Origin of the sequence: Bdellovibrio sp. KM01 (genome assembly GCF_013752535.1) — a bacterium.
Lineage (GTDB): Bacteria > Bdellovibrionota > Bdellovibrionia > Bdellovibrionales > Bdellovibrionaceae > Bdellovibrio.
Map to the genome: position 1 here is coordinate 2,436,699 of NZ_CP058348.1, position 13,608 is coordinate 2,450,306.

The 13,608-nt window shown below is 47.4% G+C and carries 13 protein-coding genes; 5 read left to right on the forward strand and 8 right to left on the reverse strand.

Annotation, left to right across the window (positions count from 1 at the left end):
* Window position 1: 1 nt before the first annotated feature.
* The 3 genes from HW988_RS11855 to HW988_RS11865 are packed head-to-tail and all read right to left on the reverse strand — an operon-like array spanning window position 2 to window position 2,262.
* Entirely contained in the window at window positions 2–892 is an 891-nt protein-coding gene (locus HW988_RS11855; protein ID WP_181604466.1) for a hypothetical protein, read from the reverse strand.
* A 12-nt stretch (window positions 893–904) separates the two neighbouring features.
* Window positions 905–1,312: a response regulator gene (locus tag HW988_RS11860; protein WP_181604467.1), complete on the reverse strand. Its 408-nt coding sequence runs from the start codon at window positions 1,310–1,312 to the stop codon at window positions 905–907.
* Between the two features lie 59 nt (window positions 1,313–1,371).
* Window positions 1,372–2,262 (reverse strand): ChaN family lipoprotein, encoded by an 891-nt coding sequence (locus HW988_RS11865; protein ID WP_255489985.1) that lies wholly within the window; start codon window positions 2,260–2,262, stop codon window positions 1,372–1,374.
* Between the two features lie 135 nt (window positions 2,263–2,397).
* On the opposite strand from HW988_RS11865, the gene rpmG reads away from it, so the two are divergent.
* From rpmG to HW988_RS11880, 3 genes are read left to right on the forward strand one after another with little or no spacing between them, the layout of a single operon-like run.
* Complete coding sequence (gene rpmG / locus HW988_RS11870) at window positions 2,398–2,577, forward strand: 50S ribosomal protein L33 (protein ID WP_142700722.1); 180 nt, start codon at window positions 2,398–2,400, stop codon at window positions 2,575–2,577.
* Window positions 2,577–3,113, forward strand: coding sequence for a dCTP deaminase (gene dcd, locus HW988_RS11875; RefSeq protein ID WP_181604468.1), 537 nt, complete (start codon window positions 2,577–2,579; stop codon window positions 3,111–3,113). Before rpmG ends, dcd begins: the two co-directional genes overlap by 1 nt.
* Entirely contained in the window at window positions 3,095–3,796 is a 702-nt protein-coding gene (locus tag HW988_RS11880; RefSeq protein WP_181604469.1) for a hypothetical protein, read from the forward strand. The genes dcd and HW988_RS11880 overlap by 19 nt, the downstream gene beginning before the upstream one ends.
* 386 nt (window positions 3,797–4,182) lie before the next feature.
* Here the strand turns inward: HW988_RS11880 and HW988_RS11885 are convergent, their stop codons facing one another.
* From HW988_RS11885 to HW988_RS11895, 3 genes are all read right to left on the reverse strand, one after another.
* Window positions 4,183–7,263 (reverse strand): hypothetical protein, encoded by a 3,081-nt coding sequence (locus HW988_RS11885; RefSeq protein ID WP_181604470.1) that lies wholly within the window; start codon window positions 7,261–7,263, stop codon window positions 4,183–4,185.
* A complete protein-coding gene (locus HW988_RS11890; protein ID WP_255489986.1) occupies window positions 7,253–8,674 on the reverse strand; it encodes a transposase in 1,422 nt (473 codons plus the stop codon). The genes HW988_RS11885 and HW988_RS11890 overlap by 11 nt, the downstream gene beginning before the upstream one ends.
* Window positions 8,675–8,921: 247 nt before the next feature.
* On the reverse strand, window positions 8,922–9,953 hold the full coding sequence (locus HW988_RS11895; protein WP_255489988.1) for a M14 family zinc carboxypeptidase: 1,032 nt from the start codon (window positions 9,951–9,953) through the stop codon (window positions 8,922–8,924).
* Between the two features lie 80 nt (window positions 9,954–10,033).
* Here HW988_RS11895 and HW988_RS11900 point away from each other — a divergent pair, with 80 nt between their 5' ends.
* Entirely contained in the window at window positions 10,034–10,834 is an 801-nt protein-coding gene (locus tag HW988_RS11900; RefSeq protein ID WP_181604472.1) for a DUF1338 domain-containing protein, read from the forward strand.
* A gap of 112 nt (window positions 10,835–10,946) precedes the next feature.
* Here HW988_RS11900 and HW988_RS11905 read toward each other — a convergent pair whose 3' ends face one another.
* Entirely contained in the window at window positions 10,947–11,594 is a 648-nt protein-coding gene (locus HW988_RS11905; protein WP_142700728.1) for an HD-GYP domain-containing protein, read from the reverse strand.
* A gap of 153 nt (window positions 11,595–11,747) precedes the next feature.
* On the opposite strand from HW988_RS11905, the gene HW988_RS11910 reads away from it, so the two are divergent.
* Window positions 11,748–12,410, forward strand: a complete 663-nt coding sequence (locus HW988_RS11910; protein ID WP_181604473.1) for a hypothetical protein — start codon at window positions 11,748–11,750, stop codon at window positions 12,408–12,410.
* A gap of 118 nt (window positions 12,411–12,528) precedes the next feature.
* On the opposite strand, the gene HW988_RS11915 is transcribed toward HW988_RS11910, so the two are convergent.
* Window positions 12,529–13,515, reverse strand: coding sequence for a hypothetical protein (locus HW988_RS11915; RefSeq protein ID WP_181604474.1), 987 nt, complete (start codon window positions 13,513–13,515; stop codon window positions 12,529–12,531).
* Between the last annotated feature and the right edge of the window lie 93 nt (window positions 13,516–13,608).

The following is a 13,608-nucleotide window of genomic DNA, read 5'->3' on the forward strand; positions in this document are numbered from 1 at the left end:
CTTAGCGAAGCGTGAAATAAACCACAAATCCCGCAAAACAAACCCAGTGGACAATGCTCGCCACCAGATACACTTTTCCTTCCATGACCATGTCACGACGAGCGTTGTTGGGTTCGCGGATCAATGCGCGGTTGGTAACTCCCGTAATCCACAGAGCTGCGATCAAAAAGCATGCAACCCCCAAAACCAAATTCACGATCGTGATGGAGCGGAAAACATTGTCCAACGCCTCTGTGATCGACAGACGCCCCAAGTAAGGAGCCAGCAACACAACAGCGACGGAAACGATCACTGGCAGAAGCAAGTACTTCACCACCAGGATGCGCCAGTTTTTCAAAGCATCATTGATACGAGTGTAGTTGTGATCAGCACAGATAGCCGTGCGACGGTAAAGCTCAAATGATTCCGGCGGAAGTAACTGGGGATTGAAAGAGGAGATCGCTTCCAAAACGTATTCGCTACGTTCAAGGATCACGGTGAACTTGTACTGCTTGCCGTCGTTCATCACGATCACAAACGAACCACCCTGATATGGCAGGTGGGACAACTTCACTTCTTTGATATCGGCAAAAGGGACTTCGATGGGCTTTTTATCTTTGCCCGTCATCTGCAAGCGATCCGGGAAGATCGCAACATTCGAAAAAGCCAGAGGCTTAAAGAATGAAAAAGCCTGGAACAACAAGATCGCGGGCATCGGCAATGCGAGAACCAGGAAACTTACCGCCGTCATGATCGTGCCTTCTTCGATGGCCATCAAAACCATCGGAACATATGGCAGAACAAAGGCCAACGCCAAAGGAAAGAGCAGATAATAAAAGACTTTTAAGAGGGCCCGATCAGAGAGTGTTCTTTTCAGCCCCACTCTGGGAGAAAACGTTTGGGATTGTTCCATACCCCTCACTTCTTATTTTTGATTGTGTTTAGTCCACGCTGCTTTAAGTTTATCTTCAAAAATTTTCGCCGAAAACGGCTTAACGATATATTGAGAAACTCCGGCCAAAACCGCTTCAGTCACCTGATCACGCTCTGACTCTGATGTTAATAGAACGAATGGCAGATTCTGCCACTCGGCTGTCGCACGTACGTGCTTTAGCAAATCCAAGCCCTTCATTTTCGGCATATTCCAATCGGAAATAACCAACTGAATGCTGGAGCCAGGATTATTCGACTGCATAAGGACTTTCAAACCCTCTTCGCCGTCGCCCGCTTCTTGAATGTTTTTAAAGCCCATAGCCTTGAGTGTGTTTTTCACCAGGTCTCTGATAGAGGGCATATCATCAATAACTAAGATGCGTGTTTCGAGGGGGAACATAGGACTCCTTAAAACGGTTCCCCTTATTTTAGAAAACTCCGTACAATTAACAACGGATTTCAGTGTGCAGTCTTGGGGGCTGGACTTTTCGCTGGCGCAAGCCACAGATAATTCGCGCGGACTCCATAATCTGTATGAGGATTCACCTCGTTCTGGATGTCTGAATCACTAAGGTCCAAGGTATTTATCTGAGAAAACGTAACCACAGGAGTCCCCGGGGAACGAGCCAGAATTCGATCGGGCAACCCTCCCCCAAAGCGGGTGTGGAATTCTCCGACAACAATCACCAACACTTGATTTGAGTGAGCGGCAATATAATCCGTCGCCTGCCACGCCATTGTATCATCCCAAATAGACTGCGCCGCAAAGTAGCGTTCGCCCGCTTCCGGATTTGGCAGATGAGGCATTTGCTCCAGGAATCTCTTTTTATAGGAATCACGGCCGAGTGCGAATTGTGGTGGCAGCAGAGTTTTTTCTTCCGCGGACAGGGAGTTTAAACCTGTCTTCGCCACTTTCCCCGTCAACCCACGAGGTGCATTCAACGCCAAAGTCTTTGCACCTTCTTGAAGATTCGGGAACTGTGCCTGGTCACGGTAGAACTCGTAAGAGGGTTGTTTCCACTGAATCGCATTTAAAAAATCCGTCTCTGCCAGGCGCCCCGCGCGGTAGGCATTCACGTGATTCTGATCGGTGTATGTAAAAAATTCCAATCCCACGGCCACGACATGCCCGGAGTTCCGCAGCTGACGCATGATTTCGACCTGTTGACGCTGGTGCTCTGGTAATCCGTGGTTCTCCCCAACCAGCACAATCGAGCCCGGAGTGACTTTAGAAAGGGACTCAGATAAGGTCGTCGCTTGCAGGTCGTTCCCTCTGAAGATGCCCGCCGTTTGAGCATGGGCGCAGGCAGAAACAAGAGCGGCTACCAAAAAAAGGTTCATAGACTTCATGATTTCCCTCGTAAGACGTGAAATTGGCTGTTGAAGTTTCCGTTTTCCTTTGATACCTTGAGCCCCTTTGAAAAGGTATTGTCATTTTTCGCATTATGCGCGAGGCAATACATATAAGTTTTAAGAGGTACGAAAATGGCTAAAAAATCAGGAAGAATCATCATCACTCTTGAGTGCACTGAAGCTCGCGGTGAAGGCAAACCAGTTTCTCGTTACACAACAACGAAAAACAAAACTAAGACTCCAAGCCGTCTTGAAAAGAAAAAATACAATCCAAATTTGAAACGTCACACGGTTCACAGAGAAACTAAGTAATGATTCTTACGGATCAGCAGATTCTCGAATTCATGGAAGCTGGCGCAATTAAAGTTGAGCCCTTCCGCAGAGAATGCCTAGGCACGAACTCTTACGATGTTCACTTGGGTAAAACTCTTGCAGTCTATGAAAACGAAGTGCTGGACGCTAAGAAGCATAACAAGATTCGTACTTTCGAGATTCCGGATGAGGGCTTTGTTCTCATGCCGGATACTTTGTATTTGGGCGTTACTCAGGAATACACTGAGACTTTGAAACACGTCCCATTCCTTGAAGGTAAATCCAGTGTTGGTCGTCTTGGTATCGACATCCACGCAACTGCCGGCAAAGGCGACGTGGGTTTCTGTAACTTCTGGACCCTGGAAATCTCCGTAAAACAACCCGTCAGAGTTTACACTGGAATGCCCGTTGGGCAGCTGATCTACTTTGAAGTAAAAGGTGAAATTCTCACGCCATACAACGTGAAGCCTTCTGCTAAGTACAACGAGAAGCTTCCATTACCAGTGGAATCAATGATGTGGAAAAATTCATTCTAAGAATTTCCCGTAAAATTGCGATTCTTTCTTCTGCTCTGTTATCAGGCGCAGCGGTTTTCTCGTTGGTCGGTGCTACTCTTTTGCTGGGCGCATGTGGCGGCACTAGCACAGAGGTGACTGGCATTGATTCCTACACTCAAATCGGCGGGACACTAACGACTGCTACAAGCGACGAAATTTCCGGCATCGGCAAAGTCCGTTTCGTTTCCCCGCTAGCGGGAGTTTTAACGAACAACTCCATCAAATTTAAAGCGGCCCTTGATGGCAGCAGCACAAACTCAACAGCAACAATCGTTTTCAACTCAAATGATCTGAATGTCACCGAATCCAGCGGCATCGCCGTAAAATTCAGCCGCAACGGCGTGAACGTCTCCTGCCAAATCGGCGTGAACGGCAACTGGGTCACAGTAGCGAGCTCCATCACCAACATGTATGCCCCACTGGCTTTGGACTTCGTCATCGACATCCACAACAACACCGGCAGCAGTAACAAAACCAGAGTATTGATCTGGAGATACACTCCCTATGCTGCAACCACAGCCGACGTAGACACCAACAGCAGCGGCGACCTGACAAGCAGCTACCCCGCAGCCCAACAAGCCCCGGGAATCTACACCGGTGTGATCGTAAACCAAGCGACAGTCACGGGTGCTGCCATCAGCACGAACAAAATCGTAAATTAATTCCGACTGACACCCGCAGCGGTTGCTGCTCGCGTCAACAAAGACCTCTTCCATGTCAAGGAAGCGCGCTACCAACAGTTCACCTCCGCTTCGGTAACTGATTGCGTTATTTAGCCCCCAGAACACCAAAAAACTTTGATGCTCCCCGATCCCCGATCCCCGATCCCGATCCCGATCCCCGATCCGAATATTAAGAAAGACAAGTCAGGAGCGCCAGCGCGACTGGCCTGAAGCAGGCCGATGGATGCCTGCACGAAGTCGACCTCCGTCGGCGCACGATGCGCGAACCGCCGCAGGCGGCGACGGTGAGCCATGGATGGCGTGTCGACGCAGCTGCAGGAAGCCAGCGGACTGATTCAGGTGAGTCGCGCGGGTCAAAACATGAACTAGTATGAATTAAGATCCGATTCCGGAACCTCAGGAATAGCATCAGCAGTAGCCTTGCTACTCATATCGGCGATGTAACCCAAAATTCGCGCCAACTGACTGCGATCCGCAGCCACGTTCCAGTTTTCAGGTTTGCCCTTCCAACGCAGGAACCACGTCGCTTTTTCTTTCAACGTCGTCGGTGCTTTTCCATAACGAAGCAAGAACATGAACACAGAATCCAAGTCCTTCGGTGCGACCTGATCGCCAGCGTATTGCTTCAACAAGTCTGCAAACAGATCGTAAGCTTTCAAAGCTTCATACTTCGTCAAAACTCCGTCGCTGTTTTCATCAAAACGCGTGAAGATCATTTCTACGTATTGAATAGCGTGAGGAACCTGGCCCAAGTCTGTAAGCTTGGTCGTGCGCGATTTGTTAGGCACGTAGCCTGAAGATTTAAAAATATTATTGATAAACTCCAAGGTCTCATCACGATCTGCACCTTGCAGGTATCGGCGGAAGACCGGCGTCGCCGTCATCTTATCCATCAACAAGAAACGATAGGCGTTAGCGGCACAATCCACCTTCACCATCTTTTCCAGTTTCTCGATACCAGTTTTTTTGCTTTTAACCATTTGCTCAAACAAACAGTCTTTCGGCAGTGCTTCGGTCAGCATCGTGTTGATGCTAACACCCGACCACAACATGCCGACTAAATCTGTCAACTCCACAAAGGAAGCAGTTTTATTTCCGTCCGAGTGTGGCATGAAGATATTGGCATCACGGAAACGTGCATCCCCAAACGTATCGTTCTCGGGCTCAAGCAGTCCTAAATCGACAAAAAATGGCTTTACAGTTTTAAAGACAGCGTTCACTTCTTCGACTGTTACACCTGCGTTGGATTTGATACGACCCAAATCACCTGCAAAAGAACGAATCATGATCCGAGCCAGGCCACGGTTCAGATTCAATTGAGTCAAAGACTGCTGATTGTACACCTGTTGCAATTCCCGAGAGATGTACATGCGGCCTTGCGCATCCACCGTTAAAGGAGAAGGCGTTTGCACCACCGGTCCCAGTTCGCGCAAAGCTGTGCGCAGAGCGGCCGAACTGTTCGGGCTGCTGCGGCCTTTTTCAATAGCGTCCGCTAAATCACGTGGACGAAGACCCTGATTCGCTGGGAACTTGCGAGTCAGTTGGGCAAAGAAAATTTCGGTATCAATCCAAATCTGCAATTCTTCACGCAACAATTCGACAGAATGCATAGTGATGGCATTCGGAACATAGCCACCCAAGCGGTCTTCAGGAGCAACCAAAAAGTTATTCACCGCCAGACCCAAAATCGTCCTCAAAGATTTCAAATTGGTTTTTTCCGGCAGGTACTTCAAGTCATTCAAGCGGTTCACAATCTGCATGATTTCACTCATGCTGACTTGATGAACGGATTTTTTAACCAGAATATCGCGCAGCAAATTCAAACTTTGATTTGAAAACGTGGAAATAGACCATAAAGTCTCCGACTTTTCCATCGGTTTTTCAGACACAAAATAGTGATGATACAAAACGCTGGTATAAACACGAGCGCCCATGCCCAATAGCGGACTCCAGATTTTCTTAGACAATGAAGAGTCATTACCACCGAAAACCATGTTTTTCGCATCCACCACTAACGGCAGAAGCTTATTCAGCTCTTCGCTGATTGGGACATATTTTTGATCTTCTTTGCCGCCCTTAGGATCTTTGTCTTTATGCGGATACAAAGTTTCAAACTCACGCAACAAAGCGATCAAGTCTTTCAGGTCGTAAGGACCTTCAACCAAACCACCAAGCTCCACCCCCGACTGTTCAAGTACTGCCTGTGCATCCTGGAACAGCTTTTGAGATTCCTGGTAGGAATACATCTGCGGATCCCAGTCGCGGCTGTAAATTGGATAGAACGGCAGGAATCTTTCCACGATCGCTTTCAGGCGATTGACCTTCATGCGTGCGGTTTTGAAATCGTTTGTCGTAAAGGAATCAACACTGCCACCGAAGACCAATTGCTTGACCTTCATGGATTCCAAAATCATTTTCGGAGATATTTTAAACGCCGGCCATACTTTCGAAAACGTCAAAAGCAGATCATTTACTTCCTCACGGGAAACCACGCCCTCAGGCTTTTCAGCAACCAGATCCTGGAAAACAGAAAGAACGTCTTCCATCGTGCGCGCCAAATAAGTCAGGCGGTAACCAGTATCGGTTTCAGGAACTTGTTCTATGAAATAGTAATACCGCAGGTATTGAACATACCCACGGGCGCCCAACATACTGAAACGGCGCCATTCATTTGGAGCAATGGCATTTTCATTACCACCCGCCAAAGCCTTTTTAACTTTCTTAACCACCGGCATGTAAGTGCGCACCGTTTCCACGGCAGACCATTCATCACCCAAGGTGTCTGAAAGTTCCTGCAAGAACGTCACAAAGTCAGAAAGATTGTAGGCTTGACCATTTTTTTCGATATGAGTCGCCAAAACCTTGGCAGAGTTTTGCAGCTCTTTATTCGCCTCTTCAAAGAAAAGCATGTCCTTCTGAACTTGGTTCGTGTCGGACACGGACCATTTCAAAACCACGATCTTCATGTAAGGATTCATGCGCACGGTGATACCGTTAAGCATGCCGAAAACTTCCTGAATACTCGTCAGTTCTTTTTGCGTCAGATAATTAACATCACCACCCAAGAACAACTGCTTCAGCTTCATGAACTCGCGCTGAAGTTCCGGACTGATTTTCGCACCTTTGGTTTGGTCGAGATAATTTTTCTCAAAGAACGTCGCCAGTTCTTGAGAAGAATAGCGGGATTTATCACTGCCTCGCACATATCGCTGGAAGCTTTGGACCGCTCCCCCTAGACAACCCCACAAGGCATTCAAGTCTGCCTCTTTGGCGTTACCTTCGATAAATTCACGCATCACGGAGCTGGTGTTAGACAAACAGGCAGCCCCTGCGTATTCGTGGGCTTTTGTTTCAGGAGGTTTTTCGCCAATATTGGAATCACAACCTGACACGACGGCCGTCATCACTGCCATCAAAACAGCAATCAGAGAGTTCTTAGAAAACATAAGTCATGCCTCCATAGAAACGGTCGTTGGCGCGGAATTGGTTCAGGAAACTCGAAGTTTTGTAGTTTTCATCCTGAACGCCCAGAACGTCACCACCCATCACCACGGCCCATTTCTGATTGGGGTAATATTGGAATTCTGTATTCAACAGAGATCCACGTTGATCATAGTCGTAAAGATACTTCACGCGAGTCACCAACGGACGATTATAAACCGTCGCAAGCTGGCCTTCCAAACGAAGCATCACACTGTTGGTAAATTTCAAACGAGATTCATAAAGAGTGAAATCATCCGGAGTTCCAGTCGAAGTCACGTCTTGAATACCACCGCCAACAACCTTCAAATAGGCCACTTGGACCGCGATGGTTTTGGTTAAAATATCCTGCAAAGCGAAATCCAAAGCCGCAGAGTATGCCTGCAACGGCTGCAAGTTTTGAATCACCCACTCTTCATTGGGAAGAGTTTTTTCAGGAGTATCCTGCAAGTACGAAAGAGTTGTCTTGATAGATTTAAAAGTATAACCCAAATCCGCTGACTGGATTTGGTGATACGTCACTGCCGGCTGCACGGTGACGTCGACTTTGTCTTCAGAAGTTTGCTTGAATGCCTGACGTTTTAAAATCAAATCATTCACCGGCAAGTACCCCGCACTCACCACCATCCAAGTACCTTTGGATTTATCCCCCAGGCGAGTCATCAACGAAGCGCCGCCGTTATTCACAAGCTTGGCTTGTTCTGGAATATCGAGCTTATAGGAAATCGTATTGATTCGCGCATTCATGATGTAATCGCGCGAAGGAGCACGGTACCAGCGACTGTCGGCAACCAGGCCGCCACCTTCTTCACGAACATCGGGGCCCATGCTGGGGATAAACATAGGAGTGACCATCAACATCACTTCCCAGTCCTTTTTGTTGTAATCAAAAAAGACGCCAGTCAAGCCTTCCTCTTCGGGACGAAGAGCATCGATCGTCAGATACGGCTGCCACAATCCCAAATTCCAACGATGATCGATATCACTCCAGTCCTTTTTCTTACGACCGGCGAAAACTTTGAAGGTCTCACCTTTGGAGGCCACATAGGCTTCGTGAACGATCAGATGAGTTTGACCGCGAGAAAAGAATGTCCCCGCAGACACATCCGTTGCGGCATCAATCCAGCTTGCCTCTTTCAAAATAGAAAGACGCGCGGACAAAAGCTGGCTGTAAGTTAATCTGGGAGCATCGGGAACCGGAGTGAGATACTGCATTCCCTCTAAACGAATTTGGCCATAGACGTGCGCTGGCTTGGAATCATCTGATGTTTTTTCAGGATTCTTAAGCGTACTGATCCCTTCAGCCTTCTTCAATTTTAGGCTGGAATCGGCGGCCATGGTTATGGAACCTGCAAATAAGCTCAGAATTAGAGCCAACAGGTAAGTGGTTCCCCTCACGTTTCCCTCTGGATAAAAGTCCAGTTGGTAGAAGATAATATTCAGGATGGGGAGTCAACGACACCCTGTTTCCGAGGTGTCTCAAGTCAATTATATGAGCTTTGATAGCATCGCTGAAAATCTTTCTGTGAACTTCGGGTGCTAAATTAGAGCAAGTGCTCCAGCACGCTTTTTGGGCCTACCATCCGACAGCAATGACCCTATGCAGCAAAAAAAAGCAGCTGACTTACCGCTTTTTTGCGCCTGCATACCACAGATCCCGAGCCTGCATCCGATGCTGATCAAGTTGCTCCGCCGTCAATGTGGCCCAAGCATTAGGATTCGCGATGGCACGAATCATCAGCTCCAACAAAGTATTATGCCGGCGCAAAGTGCGCTGATGACGATGTCCAATCAAAGGATTGAAAGGCCCATCGGCTCTAAAAAGTTGTGACGGATGCTTTTTAACCCACATCCATGAACCCATTTCCAAACACAAAGGCAGATACTGCTTACCACGTTGGACACCTTGATGTTGCAGGTACAGATAATCCCACAGATCTCCATGTGTCGTGTAAGTCCCCGCCTGGGGTTCAAATTTATAAAAGTGATGCGGATACGTCTGATCCAAAAGATTTTTAAAAGAATGCGCCAGCCCCAATTCCGGGAATGGATCCTGGGTGCGAGCATAGGGAAACCACAGGCGATCCTGTAAACCAAAACCCGAATGACAATCCAAAGTGATGGCAAGCTGACTGTCTTTGATTTCCTGCTCAACTCCGCGGATAAGGCCTTGCGCCTCGACTTCCATCGGTTCATTTTCTTTACCGCGGTACCAAGGAAATTTCGGAGAATAGCGATGCCCACCCAGCCAGCGTGCCGGTTTGTCGGCCTCGATCGGAGCGTTTCGCATCAAATCCACGCCACGCGGATTGCTGCGCGTTTTCCTTAATATTCCAATGGGATTTACTGTGGGGATGAAAAACACCCGCACATCTTGCAAAGTGCGTTGCATTTGACGGTCCCACCGCACCAATTCTGCAAATGAATTTAAAAGAGAAACTGTGACCTGCGCCCCGATACGTTCAAGACCATGCACTCCCCCAACGATTCCTAAAACCGGAGCTTGGGGGTCTATGGTGCCAAACGAAACTTTATAAATTGGCAGCCGCAGGTCTCCATCCTGGCTGTATTCGAGAACTTCTGAACGCATGGCCGAACCCATAGATTCAATGCGGGATTCAATTTGTTGGATCTCAGGAAGTGTACTCATTGCCATTATACGCTCCGACATTAACGCTTAAAGCATTGCTCCGTTTTCCCAACAGAAGTATCCTTGATTTCTAAACGGGAGACAACATGACCCTTGAAACTTTACTAGAAAAAATGTGGGTAGATTATTGCAAACTGAATCCAGCAGCAAAACACATCCATGACTTGTTCGTGGCTGAGGGTGAAACTGTCCTTAACGACCACATTGCCCTTCGTACTTTTAATCATCCACGCCTGGGCATCGAATCTTTGGCGAAACAATTTAAAAAATTTGGTTACGAACAAAAAGGTGAACCGTATATCTTCACCGAAAAAAAATTGTTCGCACGTCACTATGAACATCCTAATGAAGACATGCCAAAGATCTTTATCTCTGAACTTGAGCTGGAAAAAGTTTCTCCGTTTGTGCGCGAGACTTTGACGAAGCTTGCTGATTCTATCCCGCAAAGCGTGATCGATAGCGAAGATTTCTCGATGTGTGGTCGTCCCTGGGATATGTCTTGGGCATTGTACTCAGAACTTGCCAAAGAATCTGAATACGCTTCTTGGGTTGCCGCTTATGGATTCCGCCCCAATCACTTCACTGTGATCATCAACAAACTTAAAAAATTCCAGGACATCAATCACCTGAATGAATTCTTGCAAGGCAAAGGCATTGTGTTGAATAAATCAGGCGGCCTGGTAAAAGGAACTCCGGCGGATTATCTTGAGCAGTCTTCGACGATGGCTTCTGAAATCCCGGTGAAATTCAGCGATGGCACCCATAATATTCCTGGCTGCTATTATGAATTTGCGAAACGTTATAAAATGGATAACGGCAAATACTATCAAGGTTTCGTTGCGAAATCCGCTGACAAAATCTTTGAAAGCACCAACAGACAGAAATAGTTCTCGCCTAAATCCGGCAAAAAAAATACCTCCGCACTTCTGCTGGAGGTATTTTTTTATCTAGAATCCACACCTGATTCGCGACTGTTTTGGAGAAAGTGTGTCCGTACCTTTAAGCGATTTTTTTAATTAGCAGATGTTCTGTTTCCTGGTCATTTTGTTGATCTGCCCAATGAGGATGCGCTTGTAAAAAGATCTTTACCAACTGTGAGTCAAATTGTGTCCCTGAACAGCGCACCAGCTCTTCGTACACCACTTCATCCGGCAAACCTTTTCGATAAGCCCGCGTTTGCGACATCGCATCGTAGGTATCCACCACCAAAATAACTCGGGCTAAAATATCAATTTTATCACCGGCAATTTTATCAGGATATCCCGTGCCATCAACTCGCTCATGGTGCCCACGGATCGCAGGCAAAATAGTTCCAAAGAATTTATGCGAGGCCAACGGCTGCACAATATCTTCACTCATCACCGGATGAGAACGCATAATCGCTTGTTCTTGTGGATCCAGCTTACCTGGCTTGGCAATAATGCTTTGAGAAACACCCATCTTACCGATGTCATGAAAGAGACCGGCAAATTCAGCAAGCTTTTGTTCGTATTCATTAAGACCCGCATCGCGAGCCAGTTTGCGCGACATTTCGCCAACACGGCAACAGTGCGCATAGGTTTCAGGGTCGACGATTTTCAGAGTTTGCATGAGTGCTTTGGCCGAATCGTAAGCCCACGACGGTATATTGCCCCACTTTGCAGACATGCGATTCCCCTTTCATTCCCCCTGAACTTTTCGGTCTAGGTCTGGACAAACTTTACTCGATACAAACGAACATTCCCAGAGTGAGACAAGTTCCCGTTGACAGTGTTATGGATCACTTCGAAAATAGGCAGACGCCAAAAATAAAGGACCAACATGAGACACCTTCTTTTGATTATCACCATGATGACCCTGGGCTCGGCTTCCGCATACGCGCAAAAAATTAAAGTGCGCAAAGTAAAAGGCAACACGGCCATTATTGAAAGCACTTCTCCCCTGGCTCCCGGTGCTGTCTATGATCTGATTTCGGAAGATCAATTGGGTGACGACAGTGGCCCCGCAACTCGTAAAAACTTTGTAGGTTTGAATTTAATTTTTGGAAATACGAAATCGGATGCACCCAATTCAACAAATGAAACGACCATGAGTCTTATGGCGCGCTATGGATGGAACCAGGGCACTTTTGAGTTGGGCCCCCTGGTACAAATGACCATGACCCACGTCAGCGACGTGACGGCGACAACTTGGCGCGTGGGCGGATTCGCCGACTATAACTTCACGCCCAACACCCCAGGCGAAGCTTTTATCTTTGGCTTGACCGGCTGGAGTGCTTTTGGAAATGAAGATCGCGGCAACGGTGCAAAATTCGATATCGTCGATATTTTCGGAGGTGGTTTCGTAAAGTGGTATCCTACGACTTCCAGCTCAGCATGCTTTCGCATCGATTTTGGCTATCAGTACGAGCGACAAACAGTGGCCGGGGGTTATTACTCAGACACAGGGATCACAGGTTCTGCAGGGATTTTCGCTTACTTTTAATCCGCAAGACTTCGCTTAAGAAGTCACAACCGCAAGAATCATCAACAAGAGAGCACAAGCAAAAACTATTTTTAGCGACATGCTCCCTCTCTTTCTTGCGGCCGTCGGTGGACGGGTTTTATTTGGCACACTCCGCTTTATAATGCTTTAACATCGCAGCGTCGATCGATACCTGTTCATCTTCATCTACTATAAATACCCCAAGAGACCTGCCATGGTCACCCGTCTTTTCCAAAACCGACATGATTGCCGGGGCATGGAAAGACTGAGTACTTTTTTGGTAGTATATCGGCATATCTGCCAGGGGATTGTTAGAATCATAAACCATAATCAGAAAGTACTTCCCCATATCGAGGATTTCCTTCGCCACCACCACGTGTTGCGTAGTCGTACCACCACGAAGAACAAGCATGGTCAGACGTTTGGCTTTCAGGTTTTTTTCCAATTGTGTAACCGTCAGCAAGTTTTCAACAGGGCTACGGTCCGTTGTATCGCCCGTGATCATCTTTAAATTTCCACCTCGGAAGAAATGCTGCTGCTGAGAGCGTTCCAGATCCAATTTGAAAGTCATCCATGTCGATTCACCATTGATAGTTTCTTTGTATCCACGATTCAACATCGGGAATAAACCCTGAGGATTGCGCTCTTCCAAAGCCCACGAAGCCATCAAAGAACGATCCGAATATTTAAGAACCTCCAAGGTCGCTGGAGTCTGAATCATACGTGCTTTGCCATTCCCTGACTGCTGCGCGGTGAATTCCGCGCCCCTAAACATATTCAAAGTTTTTCTGACCAGGTCTTCCTTGCTGAGCTCTTCTTTTTCATCAAAGCGAGCAAGGTAAAACATCTTGCGCTGAGCACTGGAAAGTCCCCAGCACACCCCCAAAGTAGGCCCACCGGAATGGAACTTCCAATTGGTGATCGGGATATGAAAATAGGTATGAAAGGCCGTCGGCTGAATGGCCTGATAGATGCTGTTCACGGTCAGATTTTGACAGGAAAGATTGCTTACGAAGGAATCAGTGATTGTTTTGGCGTCTGCCGCCATGGCGGCTTGGTGAAGGCTCGTGATGCTAATTAAAACTGCGGAAATCCACTTTTTCATAGGCTGCTCCATCTGAGCCTATCAAAGCAATTCAGGTACCACCATCAGTTGGAAACATTTGGTTAATGGAGGCTATAACCTGTCTAAAGGTTC